19 protein-coding genes are annotated in these 22389 nt (G+C 59.8%); 15 read left to right on the top strand and 4 right to left on the bottom strand.

Annotated features, from left to right (window positions below; genetic code table 11):
* Positions 1 to 47 precede the first annotated feature (47 nt).
* Positions 48 to 626, bottom strand: a complete 579-nt coding sequence (locus J0X03_RS18750) for a lipoprotein (RefSeq protein ID WP_033642071.1) — start codon at positions 624 to 626, stop codon at positions 48 to 50.
* 314 nt (positions 627 to 940) lie between these two features.
* Between J0X03_RS18750 and bolA the strand changes: the two genes are divergently transcribed.
* The 9 genes from bolA (at position 941) to J0X03_RS18705 (ending at position 11579) form a co-directional block, all read left to right on the top strand.
* Positions 941 to 1255 carry a transcriptional regulator BolA gene (gene bolA, locus J0X03_RS18745; RefSeq protein WP_004940361.1) on the top strand — a complete coding sequence of 105 codons (315 nt, stop codon included), beginning with the start codon at positions 941 to 943 and terminating at the stop codon, positions 1253 to 1255.
* A gap of 367 nt (positions 1256 to 1622) precedes the next feature.
* Entirely contained in the window at positions 1623 to 2927 is a 1305-nt protein-coding gene (gene tig, locus J0X03_RS18740; RefSeq protein ID WP_031300019.1) for a trigger factor, read from the top strand.
* A gap of 438 nt (positions 2928 to 3365) precedes the next feature.
* A complete protein-coding gene (gene clpP / locus J0X03_RS18735; RefSeq protein WP_016928858.1) occupies positions 3366 to 3989 on the top strand; it encodes an ATP-dependent Clp endopeptidase proteolytic subunit ClpP in 624 nt (207 codons plus the stop codon).
* 143 nt (positions 3990 to 4132) lie between these two features.
* Positions 4133 to 5404 (top strand): ATP-dependent protease ATP-binding subunit ClpX, encoded by a 1272-nt coding sequence (gene clpX, locus J0X03_RS18730; protein WP_004940354.1) that lies wholly within the window; start codon positions 4133 to 4135, stop codon positions 5402 to 5404.
* 194 nt (positions 5405 to 5598) lie between these two features.
* Positions 5599 to 7953: an endopeptidase La gene (lon, locus tag J0X03_RS18725; RefSeq protein ID WP_019454189.1), complete on the top strand. Its 2355-nt coding sequence runs from the start codon at positions 5599 to 5601 to the stop codon at positions 7951 to 7953.
* A gap of 216 nt (positions 7954 to 8169) precedes the next feature.
* Positions 8170 to 8442: a nucleoid-associated protein HU-beta gene (hupB, locus tag J0X03_RS18720; RefSeq protein WP_004940351.1), complete on the top strand. Its 273-nt coding sequence runs from the start codon at positions 8170 to 8172 to the stop codon at positions 8440 to 8442.
* A gap of 178 nt (positions 8443 to 8620) precedes the next feature.
* Entirely contained in the window at positions 8621 to 10504 is a 1884-nt protein-coding gene (ppiD, locus tag J0X03_RS18715; RefSeq protein WP_046688356.1) for a peptidylprolyl isomerase, read from the top strand.
* A 138-nt stretch (positions 10505 to 10642) separates the two neighbouring features.
* Positions 10643 to 11023, top strand: coding sequence for a ComEA family DNA-binding protein (locus tag J0X03_RS18710; protein ID WP_033642074.1), 381 nt, complete (start codon positions 10643 to 10645; stop codon positions 11021 to 11023).
* A 154-nt stretch (positions 11024 to 11177) separates the two neighbouring features.
* Entirely contained in the window at positions 11178 to 11579 is a 402-nt protein-coding gene (locus tag J0X03_RS18705) for an acyl-CoA thioesterase (RefSeq protein ID WP_033642075.1), read from the top strand.
* Positions 11580 to 11623: 44 nt separating this feature from the next.
* Here J0X03_RS18705 and queC read toward each other — a convergent pair whose 3' ends face one another.
* Together queC and J0X03_RS18695 are read right to left on the bottom strand one after the other, a co-directional pair.
* Entirely contained in the window at positions 11624 to 12322 is a 699-nt protein-coding gene (gene queC, locus J0X03_RS18700) for a 7-cyano-7-deazaguanine synthase QueC (RefSeq protein ID WP_160204021.1), read from the bottom strand.
* 94 nt (positions 12323 to 12416) lie between these two features.
* A complete protein-coding gene (locus J0X03_RS18695) occupies positions 12417 to 14153 on the bottom strand; it encodes an SgrR family transcriptional regulator (RefSeq protein WP_160204022.1) in 1737 nt (578 codons plus the stop codon).
* 104 nt (positions 14154 to 14257) lie between these two features.
* Here J0X03_RS18695 and cof point away from each other — a divergent pair, with 104 nt between their 5' ends.
* Complete coding sequence (cof, locus tag J0X03_RS18690; RefSeq protein WP_069100182.1) at positions 14258 to 15082, top strand: HMP-PP phosphatase; 825 nt, start codon at positions 14258 to 14260, stop codon at positions 15080 to 15082.
* Positions 15083 to 15142: 60 nt separating this feature from the next.
* Here the strand turns inward: cof and J0X03_RS18685 are convergent, their stop codons facing one another.
* Positions 15143 to 16183: a PLP-dependent cysteine synthase family protein gene (locus tag J0X03_RS18685; protein ID WP_046688359.1), complete on the bottom strand. Its 1041-nt coding sequence runs from the start codon at positions 16181 to 16183 to the stop codon at positions 15143 to 15145.
* A gap of 122 nt (positions 16184 to 16305) precedes the next feature.
* Here J0X03_RS18685 and J0X03_RS18680 point away from each other — a divergent pair, with 122 nt between their 5' ends.
* The 5 genes from J0X03_RS18680 (at position 16306) to amtB (ending at position 22345) form a co-directional block, all read left to right on the top strand.
* Positions 16306 to 16767 (top strand): Lrp/AsnC family transcriptional regulator, encoded by a 462-nt coding sequence (locus J0X03_RS18680; protein ID WP_004940330.1) that lies wholly within the window; start codon positions 16306 to 16308, stop codon positions 16765 to 16767.
* Positions 16768 to 16859: 92 nt separating this feature from the next.
* Positions 16860 to 18635 carry a multidrug efflux ABC transporter permease/ATP-binding subunit SmdA gene (gene smdA, locus J0X03_RS18675; protein WP_046688360.1) on the top strand — a complete coding sequence of 592 codons (1776 nt, stop codon included), beginning with the start codon at positions 16860 to 16862 and terminating at the stop codon, positions 18633 to 18635.
* A complete protein-coding gene (gene smdB / locus J0X03_RS18670) occupies positions 18628 to 20406 on the top strand; it encodes a multidrug efflux ABC transporter permease/ATP-binding subunit SmdB (protein ID WP_160204024.1) in 1779 nt (592 codons plus the stop codon). The genes smdA and smdB overlap by 8 nt, the downstream gene beginning before the upstream one ends.
* Before the next feature lie 278 nt (positions 20407 to 20684).
* Positions 20685 to 21023, top strand: coding sequence for a P-II family nitrogen regulator (gene glnK / locus J0X03_RS18665; protein WP_004940327.1), 339 nt, complete (start codon positions 20685 to 20687; stop codon positions 21021 to 21023).
* 35 nt (positions 21024 to 21058) lie between these two features.
* Positions 21059 to 22345, top strand: coding sequence for an ammonium transporter AmtB (gene amtB, locus J0X03_RS18660; protein ID WP_033651092.1), 1287 nt, complete (start codon positions 21059 to 21061; stop codon positions 22343 to 22345).
* The last annotated feature ends 44 nt before the right edge of the window (positions 22346 to 22389 follow it).

Raw genomic sequence — 22389 nt, 5'->3', positions numbered from 1 at the left:
TCCCTGTCTGCGCCGCCCGATCCGCCGGGCGGCGCCAGGCGCGCCGATTAGCGCGCGTTTTGCTTGATAAAGTCGTTGACGCTGGTGTCCTGCGCCATGTCGGCGATCACGTCGCCCAGCACGGAGTTGACGGCGTCGGTGATCTTGTCGTTGGTCGCCGTGAAGGCGCCCTGCACGTTATAGGTCGAGCGGTAGTTTTTCACCTGCTTGTTGCCGTTCTTCGCCTGGGCGATGATCGAGATGTCGGCTTTGGTGGTGATGTTGTAGCGCAGGTTGCCTTCGGATACGTCCGCGTACAGATTATTGACGACCACCTGCAGCGCGACCGGGCCGTCGGCGCCAATCATGTAACCGCGGGCGCCCATTTGTTTCTCCAGCACTTCCTGCAGCAGGAAACGCAGATCGCGCGACGGCGTCAGCGTGACCAGTTGGCCGTCGCGGTTTACCTTGGCCAGCGCCTGATCGGTGCGCTGATCCGCGCCGTTGATGCTGATGGTGATGCCCTGCAGGGTCGGATCCTGCTGCGGCAGAACGATTTTCGGCGTGACGTTCAGGGTGTTGCTGCTGGTCGCGCAGCCGGCCAGCAGCAGGGCGGTCAGCAAAGGAAGACAAAGTTTCTTTAACATGTTTTCTGTCTCATTCTCGATGGATTTAGCAATAATCAGAGCGGGATAGCCGACAACGAATTGCCGACATCATAGCATCGCCGCCGTGCGGTGGAAGCGCGGAAGGCGCCTGAGTGACAAATTTTTACCTGCCGTTGATAAAAACACGCTTTTTTGGCCCGCTCAATCGGATAATCCCCCAAGCGGCGGGGATGACGCTCATCCTCTGACCGCAGAAAAGAGAAATTTGTCCAGGCGATGGTCTAAACGGGGGAAAACCGGCTAATATTGAACTAGATGGGCACGGTCCTCTGCCGGTGTTGTAAGGAGATCCTATGATTCGCGAGCAAATAGAAGCAAAGTTAAGGGCGGCGTTTGAGCCCGCGTATCTGGAAGTCGTTGATGAAAGCTATCGTCATAACGTTCCGGCGGGTTCAGAAAGTCATTTCAAAGTGGTATTGGTCAGCGATCGCTTCGTCGGCGAACGGTTTTTGACGCGTCACCGCTCCATCTACGGGGTATTGTCGGAAGAGTTGGCCGATGGCGTACACGCGCTGGCGCTGCACACCTATACGCTCAAAGAGTGGGAAGGGTTGCAGGATACCGTGCCGGCCTCGCCGCCGTGCCGCGGCGCCGGGACGCTGGCCTGAGGGGGAAATTTTCAGGTATCAGTGGAACTTTGCCCTCGAATTAGGGTATTACTACTGACGAATTTTGAAACGGCCTGCGGGCCGTTTCTGTTTTTGACGACGACACGGCCGATGCGCAATATGGCCAACGTTCGGTCTGTTTTGGCGGCCTTTTGGCGATCGAATCGACAAAAGTGTGATTTTTAGCGCGCCTGCGCCGCCTAGCTTTCCTCGACTCGCCATGCATGCGCCGCTATAATGTCGCGTCTTATTTTTCCGGAATGGTTTCGGGACGCTTCTGTCATCAGGGAACTCGGTTCTTATTTGTAGCCGTCCTGGTTCTTGGAACGGAGTTGACCGAGCACTGTGATTTTTTTGAGGTAACAAGATGCAAGTTTCAGTAGAAACCACTCAAGGCCTTGGGCGCCGTCTCTCTATTACTGTACCGGCTGATACTATCAAGCAGGCGGTGAAGAAAGAGCTGATCAACGCAGCGAAAAGCGTGCGTATCGACGGCTTCCGCAAAGGCAAAGTGCCGATGAACATCGTGGAACAGCGTTACGGCGCCTCTGTTCGTCAGGACGTGCTGGGCGAAGCGATGCAGCGCAGCTTCGTTGACGCGATCATCAAAGAAAAGATTAATCCGGCCGGCGCACCAAACTACGTGCCGGGCGAGTACAAAGAAGGTGAAGACTTCACTTTCGCCGTTGAATTCGAAGTGTATCCAGAAGTTGAGCTGAAAGGCCTGGAAAACATCGAAGTTGAAAAACCAGTAGTGGAAGTGAACGACGAAGACGTCGACGCGATGCTGGACACTCTGCGCAAGCAGCAGGCGACCTGGAAAGAAACCGATCGCGCGGCGGAAGCTGAAGATCGCGTGACCGTTGACTTCACCGGTTCTATCGACGGTGAAGAGTTCGAAGGCGGCAAAGCGTCCGACTTCGTGCTGGCAATGGGCCAGGGCCGCATGATCCCAGGCTTCGAAGAAGGTCTGGTCGGTCACAAAGCGGGCGAAGAGTTCTCCATCGACGTGAACTTCCCGGAAGACTACCACGCGGAAAACCTGAAGGGCAAAGCGGCCAAATTCGCTATCGTGCTGAAGAAAGTTGAAGAGCGCGAGCTGCCTGAACTGACCGAAGAGTTCATCAAGCGTTTCGGCGTGGCGGACGGTTCCGTTGCCGGTCTGCGCACCGAAGTTCGCAAGAACATGGAGCGCGAGCTGAAAGGCGCCGTGCGTAACCGCATCAAGTCTCAGGCGATCGAAGGCCTGGTGAGCGCGAACGAAATCGACGTGCCTGCTGCGCTGATCGACGGCGAAATCGACGTGCTGCGTCGTCAGGCTGCACAGCGTTTCGGCGGCAACGAGAAGCAAGCGCTGGAACTGCCACGCGAGCTGTTCGAAGAGCAAGCCAAACGCCGCGTAGTGGTTGGCCTGCTGCTGGGCGAAGTGATCAGCACCAACGATCTGAAAGCTGACGAAGACCGCGTGAAGACGCTGATCGAAGAAATGGCCTCCGCCTACGAAGATCCGAGCGAAGTCATTGAGTTCTACAGCAAAAACAAAGAGCTGATGAACAACATGCGCAACGTGGCTCTGGAAGAGCAAGCGGTTGAAGCCCTGCTGGCAAAAGCGAAAGTGACTGAAAAAGCCACTACCTTCAGCGAGCTGATGAACCAAACTCAACAGGCGTAATGCCTGCGTGCCGGGCGCGATGAACGGCGCCCCCGGTTTCGCCTGGCGAACCGGCGCACGATGAAAAAGCCCGCAACCTCAGGTTGCGGGCTTTTCTTTTTGCCACGTTGCTGATTAATCTCAGGTTAAGCGGGGCAATATGCACTATATTTACCCTGTTGCCTGGGGAACTGGCTGGCATGATAACGGTCAGAATAACGGCATCGTTTCCGGCGCGCGGAGAAAATCGGCCTCTGGGCTTGAAATCGCGCCGGGCTCCCCCAATCTGTAAAGAATAATTCTGGGGCTGTTTGCCAAAGTGCGCGGGATGAAATAACCGTCGGGTACGTGTGGCGCGGGTCGAATGCTTGAGCATAGTCATCATGGCCGTTCTCAAGTAGAATCGGCGTATTAGGGTGACACCCTGGCCGCCAAGGCAATTTCTATTAGGAGACGGTAATGTCATACAGTGGCGAACGAGATCAATTTGCACCGAACATGGCGCTGGTGCCGATGGTGGTAGAGCAGACTTCACGCGGGGAGCGTTCTTACGACATCTATTCCCGCCTGCTGAAAGAGCGCATCATTTTCCTGACCGGCCAGGTGGAAGATCACATGGCCAACCTGATCGTGGCGCAAATGCTGTTCCTCGAAGCGGAAAGCCCGGAAAAAGACATTTTCCTCTACATCAACTCGCCGGGCGGGGTGATCACCGCGGGCATGTCGATTTACGACACCATGAAGTTCATCAAGCCGGACGTCAGCACCATCTGTATGGGGCAGGCGTGCTCGATGGGCTCCTTCCTGCTGACCGCGGGCGCCAAAGGCAAACGTTTCTGCCTGCCGAACTCGCGCGTGATGATTCACCAGCCGCTGGGCGGCTACCAGGGCCAGGCGACGGACATCGAAATCCACGCGCGTGAAATCCTCAAGGTGAAAGCGCGCATGAATGAACTGATGGCCGAGCATACCGGCCAGCCGCTGGAGCAGATCGAGCGCGATACCGAGCGCGATCGCTTTATGACCGCGGAAGAAGCCGTGGAATACGGCCTGGTTGACGGCATTCTGACACACCGCAGCTAGAACCACGCGGCGCCGATGGACTATAGTAATCAGAGTGGGCAGGGGCTCGCTCTGTTGTAGCCCCCCGGCGTTCCCGATATGAGTTTGGGCGCACTGCCGCCGTGATTTTCCTGCGGGACAAGACTAAAGAAGAGGTTTGACTGATGACAGATAAGCGCAAAGACGGTTCAGGAAAGCTGCTGTACTGCTCTTTTTGCGGCAAAAGCCAGCATGAAGTGCGTAAGCTGATTGCCGGGCCGTCAGTGTATATCTGCGATGAATGTGTCGATCTGTGTAACGACATTATTCGCGAAGAGATTAAAGAAGTTGCCCCGCATCGTGAGCGCAGTGCGCTGCCGACGCCGCACGAAATCCGCCACCACCTGGATGACTATGTCATCGGTCAGGAGCAGGCGAAGAAAGTGCTGGCGGTTGCGGTGTACAACCACTACAAACGCCTGCGCAACGGCGATACCAGCAACGGTATCGAGTTGGGCAAGAGCAACATCTTGCTGATTGGCCCAACCGGTAGCGGCAAGACTCTGCTGGCGGAAACGCTGGCGCGCTTCCTGGACGTGCCGTTCACCATGGCCGACGCCACCACGCTGACCGAAGCCGGTTACGTGGGCGAGGACGTGGAAAATATTATCCAGAAGCTGTTGCAAAAATGTGACTATGACGTGCAGAAAGCGCAGCGCGGCATCGTTTATATCGATGAAATCGATAAGATTTCCCGCAAGTCCGACAACCCGTCTATCACGCGTGACGTTTCGGGTGAAGGCGTGCAGCAGGCGCTGCTGAAGCTGATTGAAGGCACCATCGCCGCGGTTCCGCCGCAGGGTGGGCGCAAGCATCCGCAGCAGGAGTTCCTGCAGGTCGATACCTCCAAGATCCTGTTTATCTGCGGCGGCGCATTTGCCGGCCTGGATAAGGTGATCGGTCAGCGCGTCAACACCGGCTCCGGCATCGGCTTCGGCGCGACCGTCAAGGGCGAGTCCGAGAAGGCCACCGAAGGCGAACTGTTGCTGCAGGCCGAACCGGAAGACCTGATCAAGTTCGGTCTGATCCCTGAGTTCATCGGCCGTCTGCCGGTGGTGGCGACCCTGAGCGAGCTGAGCGAAGACGCGCTGATTCAGATCCTGAAAGAGCCGAAGAACGCTCTGACCAAGCAGTATCAGGCGCTGTTCAACCTGGAAGGCGTGGAGCTGGAGTTCCGTGACGAAGCGCTGAACGCCATCGCCAAGAAAGCCATGGCGCGCAAAACCGGCGCCCGCGGCCTGCGTTCCATCGTGGAAGGCGCGCTGCTCGATACCATGTACGATCTGCCGTCGATGGACAGCGTGGATAAAGTGGTGATCGACGAGTCGGTGATCGCCGGTCAATCCAAACCGCTGCTGATTTACGGCAAGCCGGAAGCCCAGGCATCTGGCGAATAATTAGCCAGTTAAACCAGCGCGTTATCAGCAAAATGGGGGATTTCATCCCCCATTTCTTTTTCCTGCATTCTTGCCGTTGAATGTAAGAGATTCATCCCCATATACTCATTAACCAGATTTTATGAAACGTTAGATGCTTGCGTCTCATGAGATTCCCCCTCAACCTGGCGGAAATTAAACTAAGAGAGAGCTCTATGAACCCTGAGCGTTCCGAACGCATTGAAATCCCCGTTTTGCCATTGCGCGACGTGGTGGTTTATCCGCACATGGTGATCCCGTTATTTGTTGGCCGGGAAAAATCGATTCGGTGCCTCGAAGCCGCAATGGATCACGATAAGAAGATCATGCTGGTGGCACAGAAAGAGGCCTCAACGGATGAACCTGGCATTAACGACTTGTTCTCGGTTGGCACCGTAGCGTCGATCCTGCAGATGCTGAAGCTGCCGGACGGCACGGTAAAAGTGCTGGTCGAGGGGCTGCAGCGCGCACGCATCACTACGCTGTCCGACAGCGGTGAGCATTTTGCCGCGCAGGCGGAATACCTTGAATCGCCGGCTATCGACGAGCGCGAGCAGGAAGTGCTGGTGCGCACCGCGATCAATCAGTTTGAAGGCTATATCAAACTGAACAAAAAAATCCCGCCGGAGGTGCTGACGTCACTGAACAGCATCGACGACGCCGCGCGCCTGGCGGACACCATCGCCGCCCACATGCCGCTGAAACTCAGCGACAAACAGTCGGTGCTCGAGATGTCCGACATCACCGAGCGTCTGGAATACCTGATGGCGATGATGGAGTCGGAGATCGACCTGCTGCAGGTTGAGAAACGCATCCGCAACCGCGTCAAGAAGCAGATGGAGAAGAGCCAGCGCGAGTACTATCTGAATGAGCAGATGAAGGCGATTCAGAAAGAACTGGGCGAGATGGACGACGCGCCGGACGAGCACGAAGCGCTGAAGCGCAAGATCGATGCGGCGAAAATGCCGAAAGAGGCGCGCGAGAAAACCGAAGCGGAACTGCAAAAGCTGAAGATGATGTCGCCGATGTCGGCGGAAGCGACCGTGGTACGCGGCTACATCGACTGGATGCTTCAGGTGCCGTGGAACGCGCGCAGCAAGGTGAAAAAAGACCTGGTCAAGGCGCAGGAAGTGCTCGATACCGATCACTACGGCCTGGAGCGCGTCAAGGATCGCATCCTCGAGTACCTCGCAGTGCAGAGCCGCGTCAGCAAAATCAAAGGGCCTATCCTGTGTCTGGTTGGGCCGCCGGGCGTGGGTAAAACCTCGCTGGGGCAGTCGATCGCCAAAGCGACCGGGCGCCAGTACGTGCGCATGGCGTTGGGCGGCGTGCGTGACGAAGCGGAAATCCGCGGTCACCGCCGTACCTACATCGGATCGATGCCGGGCAAACTGATCCAGAAAATGGCCAAGGTTGGGGTGAAGAACCCGCTGTTCCTGCTGGATGAGATCGACAAGATGTCTTCCGACATGCGCGGCGATCCGGCTTCCGCTCTGCTGGAGGTGCTGGATCCGGAACAGAACGTGGCGTTCAACGACCACTACCTGGAAGTGGATTACGATCTGTCCGACGTGATGTTCGTCGCCACTTCCAACTCGATGAACATCCCTGCGCCGCTGCTGGACCGTATGGAAGTGATCCGTCTGTCGGGTTATACCGAGGACGAAAAGCTCAACATCGCCAAACAGCACCTGCTGCCGAAGCAGCTTGAGCGCAACGCGCTGAAAAAAGGCGAGCTGACGGTCGACGACAGCGCCATCATCGGCATCATTCGCTTCTACACCCGCGAAGCCGGGGTGCGCAGCCTGGAGCGTGAAATCTCCAAACTGTGCCGTAAAGCGGTGAAAACGCTGCTGATGGACAAGAAGCGCAAGCACATCGAGATCAACGGCGACAACCTGAAGGACTACCTGGGCGTGCAGCGCGTCGATTACGGCCGTGCGGATACCGAAAACCGCGTGGGCGAAGTCACCGGGCTGGCGTGGACGGAAGTGGGCGGCGATCTGCTGACCATCGAAACCGCCTGCGTGCCGGGCAAAGGCAAGCTGACTTACACCGGCTCTCTGGGTGAAGTGATGCAGGAATCGATTCAGGCGGCGCTGACCGTGGTGCGCGCGCGCGCGGAGAAATTGGGCATCAACGCCGATTTCTACGAGAAGCGCGACATCCACGTGCACGTGCCGGAAGGGGCGACGCCGAAAGACGGCCCAAGCGCCGGTATCGCGATGTGCACCGCGCTGGTCTCCTGCCTGACCGGCAACCCGGTACGCGCCGATGTGGCGATGACCGGCGAGATCACGCTGCGCGGCCAGGTGTTGCCGATCGGCGGCCTGAAAGAGAAACTGTTGGCGGCGCATCGCGGCGGCATCAAAACCGTGCTGATCCCTTACGAGAACAAGCGCGATCTGGAAGAGATCCCGGACAATGTAATCGCCGATCTGGAGATTCATCCGGTGCAGCGAATCGATGAAGTTTTGAACATTGCGTTGCAAAACCCGGCCTTCGGCGCACTGCCGGTAGCGGCAAAATAGTGACGAATCGCAAAAACCATTGATAAAACTTATACTGGCAAGCCATTTCGGACTTGCCAGTATTTTTTTGTACCGCTAAGTTAGATCTCTGTCGGCCCACGTTTTGCCACCCAGTCGGTGGCTTGCCAAGGTTCGATGGGATTGATATAACAGCTGCGCTGTCGCAACCGTAGGGATTTTTCGGTGCGACGATAGAATTCTAGAGGGGATGATAGAGTGAATAAGTCACAACTGATCGACAAGATTGCCGCAGGTGCTGATATTTCCAAAGCGGCAGCTGGACGTGCTTTAGACGCAGTAATCGCTTCCGTTACCGACTCTCTGAAAGCTGGGGATGACGTGGCTCTGGTTGGTTTCGGTTCCTTCACCGTGCGTGAACGTTCGGCTCGTACCGGCCGTAACCCGCAAACCGGTAAAGAAATCAAGATCGCGGCAGCCAAAGTGCCGGCCTTCCGTGCAGGGAAAGCGCTGAAAGACGCTGTAAACTGATTTGGCGTCTAACCGTTTAGCGTAACAGGGTTTTGTAATAAACAATCACCTGACGCAGCGGTGCTGGTAAGGTAAGATACAAGGCGCATCGGACTGATGCGCTTTTTTTATTTTTGTCGCAGGGAACGCGCCTGCACAAGGGTTGTTAATCCACATCACAGCGGAGTGTTGTCACACTATGATGGACAATTTACGCGCGGCTGCCAATCACGTCGTGCTCAAAATCATCCTGGCCCTGATCATCCTGTCATTCGTCCTGACCGGGGTGGGTAACTACCTGATCGGCGGCTCCGGCGATTATGCTGCGAAAGTAAATGGTCAGACGATCGAACGCGCTCAGCTGGAACAGGCTTTCCAAAGCGAGCGTAGCCGCATGCAGCAGCAGCTGGGTGACCAGTTCTCTGCGCTGGCCGGCAACGAAGGCTACATGCAGCAGATGCGCCGTCAGGTGTTGTCCCAGTTGATCGACAACATGCTGCTCGACCAATACGCCAAGAAGCTGGGCCTGGCGGTCAGCGACGATCAGATCAAGGACGCCATCCGCAAGGCGCCTTATTTCCAAACCAACGGCCAGTTCGATAACGCCAAGTACCTCGACCTGATCGGCCGTATGGGCTACACCGCCGACAACTTCGCGCAGTCGATGCGTCAGCAGCTGGTCAATCAGCAGCTGATCCAGGCCTTCGGCGAATCCGGCTTCGTGCTGCCGTCCGAATCACTAGCCATGGCGGCGTTGGTGCTGCAGGAGCGCGACGTGCGTCTGGCGACTATCGATCTGAAGGCGCTGCAGGCGAAACAGAGCGCCGGCGACGACGAACTGAAGGCGTATTACGATCAGAACAAGAACAGCTTCATCGCCCCGGAGCAGGTGAAGGTGAGCTATATCCCGCTGGACGCCGCGTCCATGCAGGACAAGGTGAAAGTGAGCGAAGAGGACATCAGCGCTTACTACGACCAGCACAAGAGCAGCTACGGCCAGCCGGAGCGTAAAAACTACAGCGTGATCCAGCTGAAAACCGAGGCGGAAGCCAATGCGGCGCTGGATGAGCTGAAGAAGGGCGCCGATTTCGCCACGCTGGCGAAAGAGAAATCCACCGACATCATTTCACGCCGTACCGGCGGCGAACTGGGTTGGCTGGAGCCGGAAACCACCGCCGACGAGCTGAAGCAGGCTAACCTGACTGAAAAAGGGCAGCTGTCCGGCGTGGTGAAATCTTCCGTCGGCTACCTGATCGTGCGTTTGAACGACATCGAACCAGAGAAACTGAAGCCGCTGAGCGAAGTGCATGACGCTATCGCCAAGCAGGTGAAGCAGGAGAAAGCTGTAGATGCGTATTACGCGCTGCAGCAGAAGGTGAGCGAAGCGGCAACCAGCGACAACGAATCCCTGGCCTCGGCTGAAGAAGCAGCCGGCGTGAAAGCGGCGCAAACCGACTGGTTCACCCGCGACAACATCCCTGCGGCGCTGAACTTCAAGCCGGTGGTGCAGGCGATCTTCGACGGTTCGCTGATCGGCGAGAACGGCGCGCCGGGCAGTAACTCCGACGTGATCACCGTAGACGGCGACCGCGCCTTCGTGGTGCGCGTGAGCGGCCACAAGCCGGAAGGCATCGAGCCGTTCGACCAGGTAAAAGACCGCGTGGCGGATCTGGTGAAGCGCAACAAGGCGGTGCAAGAAGCGAAACTGCAGGGTGAGAAGCTGCTGGTTGAGCTGAAGCAGGGCAAGGGCGACGAGGCGATGAAAGCCGCCGGCCTGAGCTTTGGTGCCGTGCAGAAGATGGCGCGCGCGCCGGAAGACAGCCAGCTGGTGGAGAGCGTGTTCGCGCTGCCGCACCCGCAGGACGGCAAACCGGTGTACGGCATGTCGCAGGATCGCCAGGACAACGTGGTGCTGATCGCACTCGATGCGGTGAAGCCAGGCACGCTGCCGGAAGACGAAATGAAAACCTTCGTCGGCAAGATGGAAGAGGGCGCGACCGGCGTTTCCTTCGATTCGCTGCTGGCGAGCCTGCGTAAAGAAGCCAAAATTAAAATGGGCGCCGCTGAGCAACAGCCGCAGTAATCGCCGCATTTTTCTGCAACGCAGTGCAACAAACAAAGGCCGCTTTCGCGGCCTTTTCCACATCTGATATCCGCCGATTGCTGAATATCTGCCGCCGCGGCAAGGTAGCCGTGCTGTCACACACAAGGAGGATACAGCATGCAACATACAGAGAAAAAAACGTTATCAGGTTACCGTCATCACGTTAAAGCCGCGCTGGCCGCGCTGTTGTTATGCCTGGCGGTGCCGGCCGCCGCGGCGGATAAAGCCGATGCGCCGGCGCCGATGCTCTCAACCCCGACGAGCAATGGCGGGCAACAGGCGATGACCAAGGCGGCCGAAGAGACGGCGGTCAGCATCAATCAGGCCACCGCCGAACAGCTCGCAGCGGCTTTGAGCGGTGTCGGTCTGAAGAAGGCGGAAGGCATTGTGCGCTATCGCGAACAGAACGGGCCATTCACCCAGGTTGAGCAACTGCAGGAGGTGCCGGGCATCGGACCGGCGCTGTTCGAGAAGAACCGCACTCGGCTGAAAATGTGATCCCGGTCGCGGCTGCGCGGCAAAATGCCGCTGAGGCAATGGCGACTCTGCTACATTTTACAGGTCTTACCAGTTTGGCGCGTTGACCAAACGGGCGAGGGAGCCCACGCGGCTCCCTCTTTCTGTAATCACCAGGCAGGAGCGATCGTTCCCTATGCAAACCTTTATCAAAGTTCGCGGTTATCACCTTGATGTCTACCAGCACGTTAACAATGCCCGCTATCTGGAGTTTCTGGAGGAGGCGCGCTGGGAGTGGCTGGAAAACGAGGCAGGGTTCCGCTGGATGACGGAAAACAACATCGCTTTCATCGTGGTGAACATCAATATCAATTACCGCAGCCCGGCGGTATTGGGGGATAAACTGCGCATCGACAGCCAGATGGTGCAGCTCAACGGCAAAAGCGGGGTACTGAGCCAGAAGGTGACGCAGGATCCGGCGGGGACGCCGGTGGCCGACGCGCTGCTGACTTTCGTGTGCGTCGATCTGAAAACGCAGCGGGCGCTGCCGATTGAAGGGGAATTGCGCGAGCACCTGGAAGCGCTCACGCCCAAATAACATTCGCAGTCAGCTCACCGGCGGCGGCTGCCGCCGTCGCTGCCTCAGGCCAGACCGGCCTTCTGTTTCAACGCCGCCATCACTTCCGCCTGGTTGGCGCGATACTGCGTCAGGCCATTGGCGCGCAGGTTGCAGGCGGCGCATTCGCCGCAGCCGTCACCCTTGATGCCGTTGTAGCAGGTCAGCGTATCCTGACGCACCCGATCCAGCTGCTGGTAATAGTCCGCCAGCGCCCAGGTTTCGGCCTTGTTCAGCCACATCAACGGCGTTTCGAAGCGGATATCGCGGGCGATGCCCAACACCACCGCCTGGTTCAGCGCTTTGACGAACTCGTCGCGGCAATCCGGGTAGCCGGAGAAGTCGGTTTCACACACGCCGGTGATCACCGCCTCCGCTTCCACCTGGTAGGCGTAGATCGCCGCCAGCGTCAGGAACAGGATGTTGCGGCCCGGCACGAAGGTGCTCGGCAGCGCGTTTTTATGGTTGGGATCGTAGGCGGGAACCGGAATATTGTCGCGAGTCAGGCTGCTGATGGCCAGCTCATTGAGCAACGTCACGTCCAGCACCTTGTGCGCCTTGGCGCCGAGGGCCTCCGACAGCTCCTGAGCCACTTCAATTTCGGCGCGATGGCGCTGGCCGTAATCGAACGTGACGCAGTGAACTTCGTCATACTGTTGCAATGCCTGGATCAAGCAGGTCGTGGAGTCTTGTCCACCGCTGAAAACGACAACCGCGCGCTTCATAAAATCACCTTTTTGGGCTTTGGCCATTCCCGATACACATTCGGGCGGCAGGATAAAAATTGCGTTGCGGCGACAATAGTAGCAGAAAGGGCCGTCAGGCGCAGGGCGGTTCGGCTCCGGTCGGTGCGTCATCCACCGGCGGCGGCAGCCACGCCTGGCAAAAATCGAACCAGCCATGGGCGGTCAGCGTCACGCCATGCATACGCGGCGGCGCGCTGATCTGATACTGGTAGTGGAACAGCGGCGTGATGATGGCGGCGGCCATCAGCTGTTGATAATAGGCCTGCAGCCGTTCGAAGCGCAGTGGCTGCGCCTGCAGCTGTTGGATCTCCCGCAGCGTCTCCTGCTGCTGCTGCCAGCGGCTTGCCGTCAGGATACCGCGCCACAGCGAATCCTGCCGCAGCCAGCTCTCCAGCGTCGCCTCAGGCGCCTCGCCGATCAGGTTGTCTGCCAGCAGCAGGTCGGCCTGGGCGATTTGCACCTCGCTTTGCCAGCGCTTGCCGGCGTAGTAACGCACTTCCAGCTCGCAGCCGTGCTGCGCGAGCAGCCGCTGTAGCGCGACCGTCACCGTTTCCAGCTCGACCGGCGGCCGATACAGCAATGTTAGCCGAGCGGGCAGCGGGACATCTTCTTCAATCCGTTGGCTGGGGATGCGCCAGCCGGGCAGCATTTCATGGCTGGGGGTGATCACGCTGTTGGGGATCGGCAGATGGCTGAGCAGGCCGGACTGCTGGATCAGCATCAGCAGCTTTTGCCCCTGGGCTTCGCTCAGCACGCCGTGGCGCAGGTTCAGCGCCAGATAACACCAGCCCAGGCTCATGCTGCGCTGCACCGGCCGGGCCTGCGCCAAATCGTCTTGCTGACCGATGGTGATGCGCACCGGATGCCGGCAGCTGGCGTCGGCGCCGGTGATGGGCAGATCGGGCGTGATCCAGTATTCGATGGTGTCCAGATACGGATGCTGCAGATGGTAACCGGCATGCTGTTCCAGCCTCACCAACTGCGGTTCATTCAACGCCAGTTTAAATGGGCCGGCGCCGATGGCCGGCAGTTCGGGGTGCGTCATCAGACAAGGCAGCTCCGCCAGCCGGTGTGCCAGCCAATAGTCCGGCAGGTGCAGGTCGAACTGAATGCACAGCGGATGCGGCAGGCTGACGTTCGCGACGCTGCTCAGGCTGGGTTGGCTGCGCGGATGGCCCAGCAGTTTTTCCAGCGTTTGCAGCAGTTGCTGGCCGGTCAACGGTTCGCCGTTGTGCCAGCGCAGCTGGCTACGCAAAAAGAACCGCCAGCGCAGGCCGCCATCGCTTATCTGCCAGTGGTGCGCCAGATCGGGCTGCGGCTCCGGGTTACCGGTCATCAGGCGCGTCAGCCCGGCGTGCAGGGTCGACACCAGATGTTGCTCGGCGCGGCCGGTCAGCGTGAGCGGATCGAGCGCCTCCAGCGTACGGTAATAGGGAATGCGCAGCGTCGGGCTGCCGGCCTGCCATTGCCCGCCGAGGTGCGGGCTGAGCAGATCCTGCAGGTGTTGCGGATCGAGCTGCGCCATCTCCAGCGCCCCCTGATGATTGCCCTGTTGCAACAGCTGCTGCAACAGCTGCGCGCGCAGCTCATCCGGGGTTTTCAGGCAATGCAGGCTGGCGCGTTTGCCGCGGCCGGGCTGCGAATGCCAGCTCAGCCAGCCCTGATCCTGCAGCTGCTGCACCAGCGTGCGGGCATGGCGTTCGCTGCAGTAGAATATTGCCGCCAGCTCGCCGATGGTCACGGCGACCGTCGCGTTGCCGAGCTGTTGATACAGGCGTTGATATTGGCTGAGACGGTGAACCAGGCGCATGAGCAGAAATCCGGAACAGTTTTCCCAAATTGTTCACTATTACTTCCGCAAATACCATCCCATACTGCACTGATTGTAATCGCGTTCACATTCATGAGGTCTTTATGTATCGCCTGGCGGCTTTCGATATGGACGGCACGCTGTTGATGCCGGATCACCGGGTTGGCCCGGAAACGCTGGCGGTGCTGAACCAGCTGGTGGAGCGGGAGATGGTGGTGACGTTCGCCACCGGGCGGCACTACCTTGATGCGCAACCGATCATGGCGCAGCTGGGGCTGCAGGGCTATCTGATCACCGGCAACGGCACGCGGGTGTATGACAACCGTGGCCAACAGCTGCACGCCACCGATCTGCCGGCGGCGGTCGCCGAAGAGGTGCTGCATCATCATTGGCGCACCCGCGCCAGTATGCACGTGTTCCGCGACGAAGGTTGGCTGACCGAATTCCCCGTGCCGGAAGAGATGCTGCGGGCGCATCACCTGAGCGGTTTTCGTTTTCAGCTGGCCGACGTGCGCCGCCTGCCGGCGTTCGGCAACAGCAAGGTGTGTTTTGTCGCGCCGCACGAGGAGTTGCTGGCATTGCAGGTACAGCTGCGGGCGCAGCTGGGCGGTGAGGCAGACCTATGCTTTTCCGCCTACGACTGCCTGGAGGTGCTGCCGCTCGGTTGCAACAAAGGCACGGCGCTGGACCGACTGAGTCGCCATCTGGGGCTGACGATGGCCGACTGCATGGCGTTCGGCGACGCGATGAACGACAAAGAGATGCTGGGGGCGGTGGGACACGGCGTGGTGATGGGGAACGCCCTGCCGCAGCTGAAATCCCTGCTGCCGCAGCTGCCTGTTATCGGCCATTGCCAACAACAGGCGGTGGCCCACTATTTACAACATTGGCTGCGTTCACCTTGCCTCACCTATTCCCCCGAAGAATGAGGTTCTCCTTACAGCCGGCCGGGTATGACTACCCGGCTTTTTTTTACCCGAAGCCTGGCGTTACAAATTTGCCAGCTGCGCCAGATACGGCTGCAGATCGCCGATGTTGTTGCTGACCCATTCCGGGTTGTAATAGGTATCCAGGTAACGCTCGCCGCTGTCGCACAGCAGGGTGACGATCGACCCTTGCTCGCCGTTTTCCCGCATCTGTTTCGCCAGCTGCAGCGCACCCCAGACGTTGGTGCCGGTGGAGGCGCCGACCTTGCGGCCGAGCACGCCTTCCAGCCAGTGAATGGTGGCGATGCTGGCGGCATCCGGCACCCGCAGCATGTTGTCGACCACCGACGGGATGAACGACGGCTCGGCGCGCGGGCGGCCGATGCCTTCGATACGGCTGCCGCAGCTGCCGATCAGGGTGCGATCGCCGTGGTGGAAGCAGTCATAGAACACCGAGTTTTCCGGATCGACCACCGTCAATTGGGTGTCGTGCCCCTGATAGCGGATATAACGCCCCAGCGTGGCGGAGGTGCCGCCGGTGCCGGCGCTCATCACGATGTGTTTCGGCACCGGGAAGGGTTCGCGCGCCATCTGGCGGAAGATGCTGTCGGCGATGTTGTTGTTGCCGCGCCAGTCGGTGGCGCGTTCGGCGTAAGTGAACTGATCCATATAGTGGCCGTTCAGCTCTTTCGCCAGCTGTTCGGAGGCGGCGTAGATCTGGGCGGCGTGATCGACGAAGTGACAGCGGCCGCCGTAAAAGGCGATCTGTTCCACCTTGCGGCGTGCGGTGCAGGACGGCATCACCGCGATGAACGGCAGACCGATCAGCCGCGCGAAGTAGGCTTCGGACACCGCCGTGCTGCCGGAAGAGGCCTCGATGATGGTGGTGTTCTCGGTGATCCAGCCGTTGCACAGGCCATAAAGGAACAGCGAGCGCGCCAGACGGTGTTTCAGGCTGCCGGTCGGGTGGGTGCTCTCATCCTTCAGATACAGGCAGATGCCGGGAAACGCCGGCAGGTTCAGGCGAATCAGGTGCGTATCGGCGGAGCGCTGAAAATCCGCTTCTATTTCACCGATAGCATATTTTACCCAAGAGTTTGTCATGATTTGGCCTCAGAATAGGGGGCTGATTTATGGCGTAGCATAGCCTGTCGGCGGGAAAAAAGGATTGCCATTTTCCCTGTTTAATCGCTTAATGGGAGAAAATTTTTCTCCAGGTGGCCGCTATGTTAGATAAAACAGACCGTAAGCTGCTGTGCATGCTGCAGCAAGATTGCACCCAGTCGCTGCAGGCGCTGGCCGATGCGGTTAATTTGACCTCTACGCCGTGCTGGAAGCGCCTGAAGCGTCTGGAAGACGAAGGCTATATCCGCGGCCGGGTGGCCTTGTTGGATAACGAAAAGCTTGGCCTGGGGCTGACGGCGTTCGTGCTGATCAAGACCCAGCAGCACAGCAGCGAGTGGTATCAGGCGTTTGTGCAGCTGACCAGCCAGATGCCCGAGGTGCTGGCGTTCTACCGTATGGCGGGAGAGTACGACTACCTGATGCAGGTCGAAGTGGCGGACATGAAAAGCTACGACGGTTTTTACAAGCGCCTGGTGAACGGCGTGCCGGGCCTTATCGACGTCACCTCGAGCTTTGCCATGGAAAAAATCAAGTACACCACCGCGCTGCCGGTGCCGGAGTGAAAAGTTCACCGGACGGGCGGCTCAACGGTGGTATCCTGCTCCGTTGAAGCGGAAAAAGAGACAAACCTCATAAAACCCTGGAATCAAACTGCGTGAGATTATTTGCACAAATCGGCTGGTACTTCCGCCGGGAGTGGCGCCGCTACCTGGGCGCGGTGGTATTGCTTATCGTCATCGCCATCCTGCAACTGCTGCCGCCTAAACTGGTCGGCATCATCGTGGACGGCGTCACCGAAAAACAGATGTCTACCGGCGTGCTGTTGGCCTGGCTCGGGCTGATGATCGGCACCGCGATCGTCGTTTACCTGCTGCGCTATGTGTGGCGGGTGCTGCTGTTCGGCGCTTCCTACCAACTGGCGGTCGAGCTGCGCGAAAACTTTTACCGTCAGCTCAGTCGGCAGAACCCGGCGTTCTACCTGCGCCACCGCACCGGCGATCTGATGGCGCGCGCCACCAACGACGTGGATCGCGTGGTGTTCGCCGCCGGTGAAGGCGTGCTGACGCTGGTGGATTCGCTGGTGATGGGGTTGGTGGTGCTGGTGGTGATGAGCACCCAAATCAGCTGGCAGCTGACGGTGTTGGCGTTAATCCCGATGCCGCTGATGGCGATCGCCATCAAATATTACGGCGATCAGCTGCACCAGCGCTTTAAATCGGCGCAGGCGGCGTTTTCCAGCCTCAACGATCAGGCGCAGGAAAGCATGACCAGCATCCGCATGATCAAGGCCTTCGGGTTGGAGGATCACCAATCCAACCGCTTCGCCGACGTCGCGGCGCAGACCGGCGCCAAGAACATGCACGTGGCGCGGGTGGATGCGCGCTTCGATCCGACCATTTATATCGCCATCGGCGCCTCTAACCTGCTGGCCATCGGCGGCGGCAGCTGGATGGTGGTGAACGGTTCGCTGACGCTCGGGCAACTGACCAGCTTTGTGATGTACCTCGGCCTGATGATCTGGCCGATGCTGGCGCTGGCCTGGATGTTCAACATCGTCGAGCGCGGCAGCGCGGCCTACAGCCGTATCCGCAGCCTGCTCAACGAGGCGCCGGCGGTGCAGGACGGCCCGCAGGCGTTGCCGGCCGGGCGCGGCGTGCTGGAGGTGGATATCCGCGCGTTCCACTACCCGGAAAACCCGCACCCGGCGCTGCATGACCTGGCGCTGACGTTGAAGCCGGGGCAGATGCTGGGGCTGTGCGGGCCGACCGGGGCCGGTAAGTCGACATTACTGTCGCTGATCCAGCGTCAGTTCGACGTCGACCAAGGGCAGATCCGCTATCACGGCCTGCCGCTTCCGCAGGTCAGGCTCGACGACTGGCGTTCGCGGCTGTCGGTGGTGAGCCAGACGCCGTTCCTGTTCTCCGATACCGTGGCGAACAACATCGCGCTGGGCCAGCCGGGGGCGACGCAGGCGCAGATTGAACAGGCGGCGCGGCTGGCCAGCGTCCATGAGGACATTCTGCGGCTGCCGCAGGGCTATGACACCGAAGTGGGCGAACGCGGCGTGATGCTGTCGGGCGGCCAGAAACAGCGCATCTCCATCGCGCGCGCGTTGCTGCTGGATGCGGAGATCCTGATCCTCGACGATGCGTTGTCGGCGGTGGACGGCCGTACCGAGCACCAGATCCTGCACAACCTGCGCAGCTGGGGGCAAGATCGCACGGTGATCATCAGCGCGCACCGGCTGTCGGCATTGACCGAAGCCAGCGAAATCCTGGTGATGCAGCACGGCGGCGTGGCGCAGCGCGGCGATCCGGCGGCGCTGGCGGCGCAGCCGGGCTGGTATCGCGATATGTACCGTTATCAGCAGCTGGAAGCGGCGCTGGACGAAGCGCCGGAAAACGGTGAGGAGGCGTTGGCCGATGAATAAAGTGCAAAAGCTGTGGCCGACGCTGAAGCGGCTACTGGCCTACGGCTCGCCGTACCGCAAACCGCTGGGGGTGGCGGTGCTGATGCTGTGGGTGGCGGCGGCGGCGGAAGTCGCCGGGCCGATCCTGGTCAGCTATTTTATCGATAATTACGTCGCCAAAGGGCAACTGCCGCTGATGATTGTCGGCGGGCTGGCGGCGGCTTACATCCTGCTGGAGCTGCTGGCGGCGGCGCTGCACTACTTCCAGGCGCTGCTGTTCAACCAGGCGGCGGTGGGGGTGGTCCAGCGGCTGCGCACCGACGTGATGGACGCCGCGCTGCGCCAGCCGCTCAGCGCCTTCGACACGCAGCCGGTCGGGCAATTGATCTCGCGCGTCACCAACGACACCGAGGTGATCAAGGATCTGTACGTGATGGTGGTCTCCACGGTGCTGAAAAGCGCCGCGCTGATCGGTGCCATGCTGGTGGCGATGTTCAGCCTCGACTGGCGCATGGCGCTGGTGGCGGTCTGCATCTTCCCGGCGGTGTTTGTGGTGATGGGCATCTATCAATACTACAGCACGCCGATCGTGCGCCGGGTGCGCAGCTATCTGGCGGACATCAACGACGGTTTCAACGAAGTGATCAACGGCATGGGCGTGATTCAGCAGTTCCGCCAGCAGGTGCGCTTCGGTGAACGCATGAGCGCCGCCAGTCAGTCGCACTATCTGGCGCGCATGCAGACCCTGCGGCTCGACGGTTTTCTGCTGCGGCCGCTGCTCAGCCTGTTTTCGGCGCTGGTGCTGTGCGGGCTGCTGATGCTGTTCGGCTTCAGCGGCGAGGGGGTGATTGGCGTCGGCGTGCTCTATGCCTTCATCAACTACCTGGGGCGCCTGAACGAACCGCTGATCGAGCTCACGTCGCAGCAGTCGATCCTGCAGCAGGCGGTGGTGGCCGGTGAACGCATTTTCGAGCTGATGGATCGCAGCCAGCAGAGTTACGGCGCCGACGATCGTCCGCTGGCCGGTGGCCGCATCGACATCACCGATCTGAGCTTCTCTTACCGCGCGGACAAAAAGGTGCTGCAGCACATTTCGCTGGCGGTGCCTTCGCGCGGCTTCGTGGCGCTGGTCGGGCATACCGGCAGCGGCAAGAGCACCTTGGCCAACCTGCTGATGGGCTATTACCCGGTCAGCGAGGGGGAAGTGCGTCTCGATGGCCGCCCGATCTCCAGCCTGTCGCACCGCACGCTGCGCCAGGGCGTGGCGATGGTGCAGCAGGATCCGGTGGTGATCGCCGATTCGGTGCTGGCCAACGTTACGTTGGGCCGCAACATCGAGGAAGACGCCGTGTGGCAGGCGCTGGAAACGGTGCAGCTGGCGAGTCTGGTGCGCGGCTTCCCGCAGGGTATTCACACCCGGCTGGGAGAGCAGGGCAATAACCTGTCCGTCGGACAGAAACAGCTGCTGGCGATGGCGCGGGTCTTGGTGCAGGCGCCGCAGATCCTGATCCTCGACGAGGCGACCGCCAATATCGACTCGGGCACCGAACAGGCGATCCAGCGCGCGCTGCGAGCGATCCGCGAGCACACCACGCTGGTGGTGATCGCCCACCGGCTGTCGACCATCGTCGATGCCGATTCCATCCTGGTGCTGCATCGCGGCCAGGCGGTAGAGCAGGGCAACCATCAGCAGCTGCTGGCGCAGCAGGGGCGCTACTACCAGATGTACCAGCTGCAGCTGGCGGGCGAGCAGCTGGCGGAAGCGGTGCGCGAAGAGAGCCAACCCGCCTGAGCATGGGCCGCGATCGCGGCCCTTCTTTTTTTCCCACGCACCACAAGCAGGCAACCCGCCTGCGCCATGCCCCCTTTCTGCACTTTTTCGACGCGATGCGCACCAAATCAGTGCGCGATATTTAATCAATTCAGGGTATCGGTATGGCGCCGCGGTCTGATGGTGCCCGCGTTCCCGCTAATCCGCTGAATCGTCATGCAAAATCAAATCTGGCACAGGCCTTGCTACATATGACGCGTACCAGGGGTGAGTTTGGGTTTAATTCGTGGAGGGGCAATATGAAGCTGGTGACCGTGGTAATCAAACCGTTCAAGCTGGAGGACGTGCGCGAGGCTCTGTCCTCCGTGGGCATTCAGGGGTTGACCGTAACCGAAGTGAAGGGCTTTGGCCGCCAGAAGGGGCACGCCGAGCTGTATCGCGGTGCCGAATATAACGTCAACTTCCTGCCCAAGGTCAAAATTGACATTGCCATCGCTGACGATCAGTTGGATGAAGTGGTTGATGTGATTAGCAAAGCCGCCTACACCGGCAAAATCGGCGACGGCAAAATTTTCGTTGCCGAATTGCAACGCGTGATCCGTATTCGCACCGGCGAAACCGACGAATCGGCACTGTAACCGCGAACTCAGTTAAGTGATGGGGATGATTGATAATGAAAAGACTGTTATCCATGTTGGGCCTGAGTTCGGTAACACTGGTTCCTTCTTTGGCCCTGGCCGCCCCGGCGGTCGCCGATAAGGCCGACAACGCCTTTATGATGATCTGCACCGCGTTGGTGCTGTTCATGACGCTGCCCGGCATCGCGCTGTTTTACGGCGGCCTGCTGCGCGGCAAAAACGTGCTGTCGATGCTGACGCAGGTCACCGTCACCTTCGCGCTGGTCTGCGTGCTGTGGGTGCTGTATGGCTACAGCCTGGCGTTCAGCGAAGGCAATGCGGTGTTCGGCGGATTCCAGACGGCGATGCTGAAAGGCATCGGCATCGACAGCGTCACCGGCAGCATCAGCCAGATGATCCACGTCGCTTTCCAGGCCTCCTTCGCCTGCATTACCGTGGCGCTGGTGGTGGGGGGCTTCGCCGAACGCATTCGCTTCTCGGCGGTGCTGATCTTCGCGATCCTGTGGTTCACCCTGTCTTACCTGCCGATCGCACACATGGTGTGGGGCGGTGGCTATCTGGCCACCGACGGTGCGCTGGACTTCGCCGGCGGCACCGTGGTGCACATCAACGCCGCCAGCGCCGGGCTGATCGGCGCCTATCTGCTCGGCAAACGCGCCGGCTTCGGTAAAGAGGCGTTCAAACCGCATAACCTGCCGATGGTGTTTACCGGCGCGTCCATCTTGTATATCGGCTGGTTCGGCTTTAACGCCGGTTCCGCCAGCGCGGCTAACGGCATCGCGGCCTTGGCATTCCTGAACACTGTGGTGGCTACTGCGGGCGCCATTCTGTCCTGGACCTTCGCCGAGTGGGTGCTGCGCGGCAAGCCTTCGTTGCTGGGCGCCTGCTCCGGCATGATCGCCGGGCTGGTTGCCGTTACGCCGGCGGCGGGCACCGTGGGCGTGGGCGGCGCGTTGATCATCGGCCTGGTGGGGGGCGTCGCCGGCCTGTGGGGCGTAGTGACGTTGAAGAAATGGCTGAAAGTGGACGACACCTGCGACGTGTTCGGCGTGCACGGCGTGTGCGGCATCGTCGGCTGTCTGCTGACCGGCGTGTTCACCGCTTCTTCCCTCGGCGGCACCGGCTATGCCGAAGGGGTGACGATGGGGCATCAGGTGTGGATCCAACTGCTGAGCGTCGTGATTACGCTGGTGTGGTCAAGCGTCGCCGCCTTTATCGCCTTCAAGATCGCGGGCGCGATGGTGGGGCTGAGAGTGCCGGAAGAGCAGGAGCGCGAAGGGTTGGACGTCAACAGCCACGGCGAGAGCGCCTACAACCAGTAAGACTCGAAGCAGGGCAGTGCGCTAAATACGAAAATAATGATGAA

This window comes from Serratia ureilytica (assembly GCF_017309605.1).
Lineage (GTDB): Bacteria > Pseudomonadota > Gammaproteobacteria > Enterobacterales > Enterobacteriaceae > Serratia > Serratia ureilytica.
This window is presented reverse-complemented; position numbering and strand designations above follow the sequence as displayed.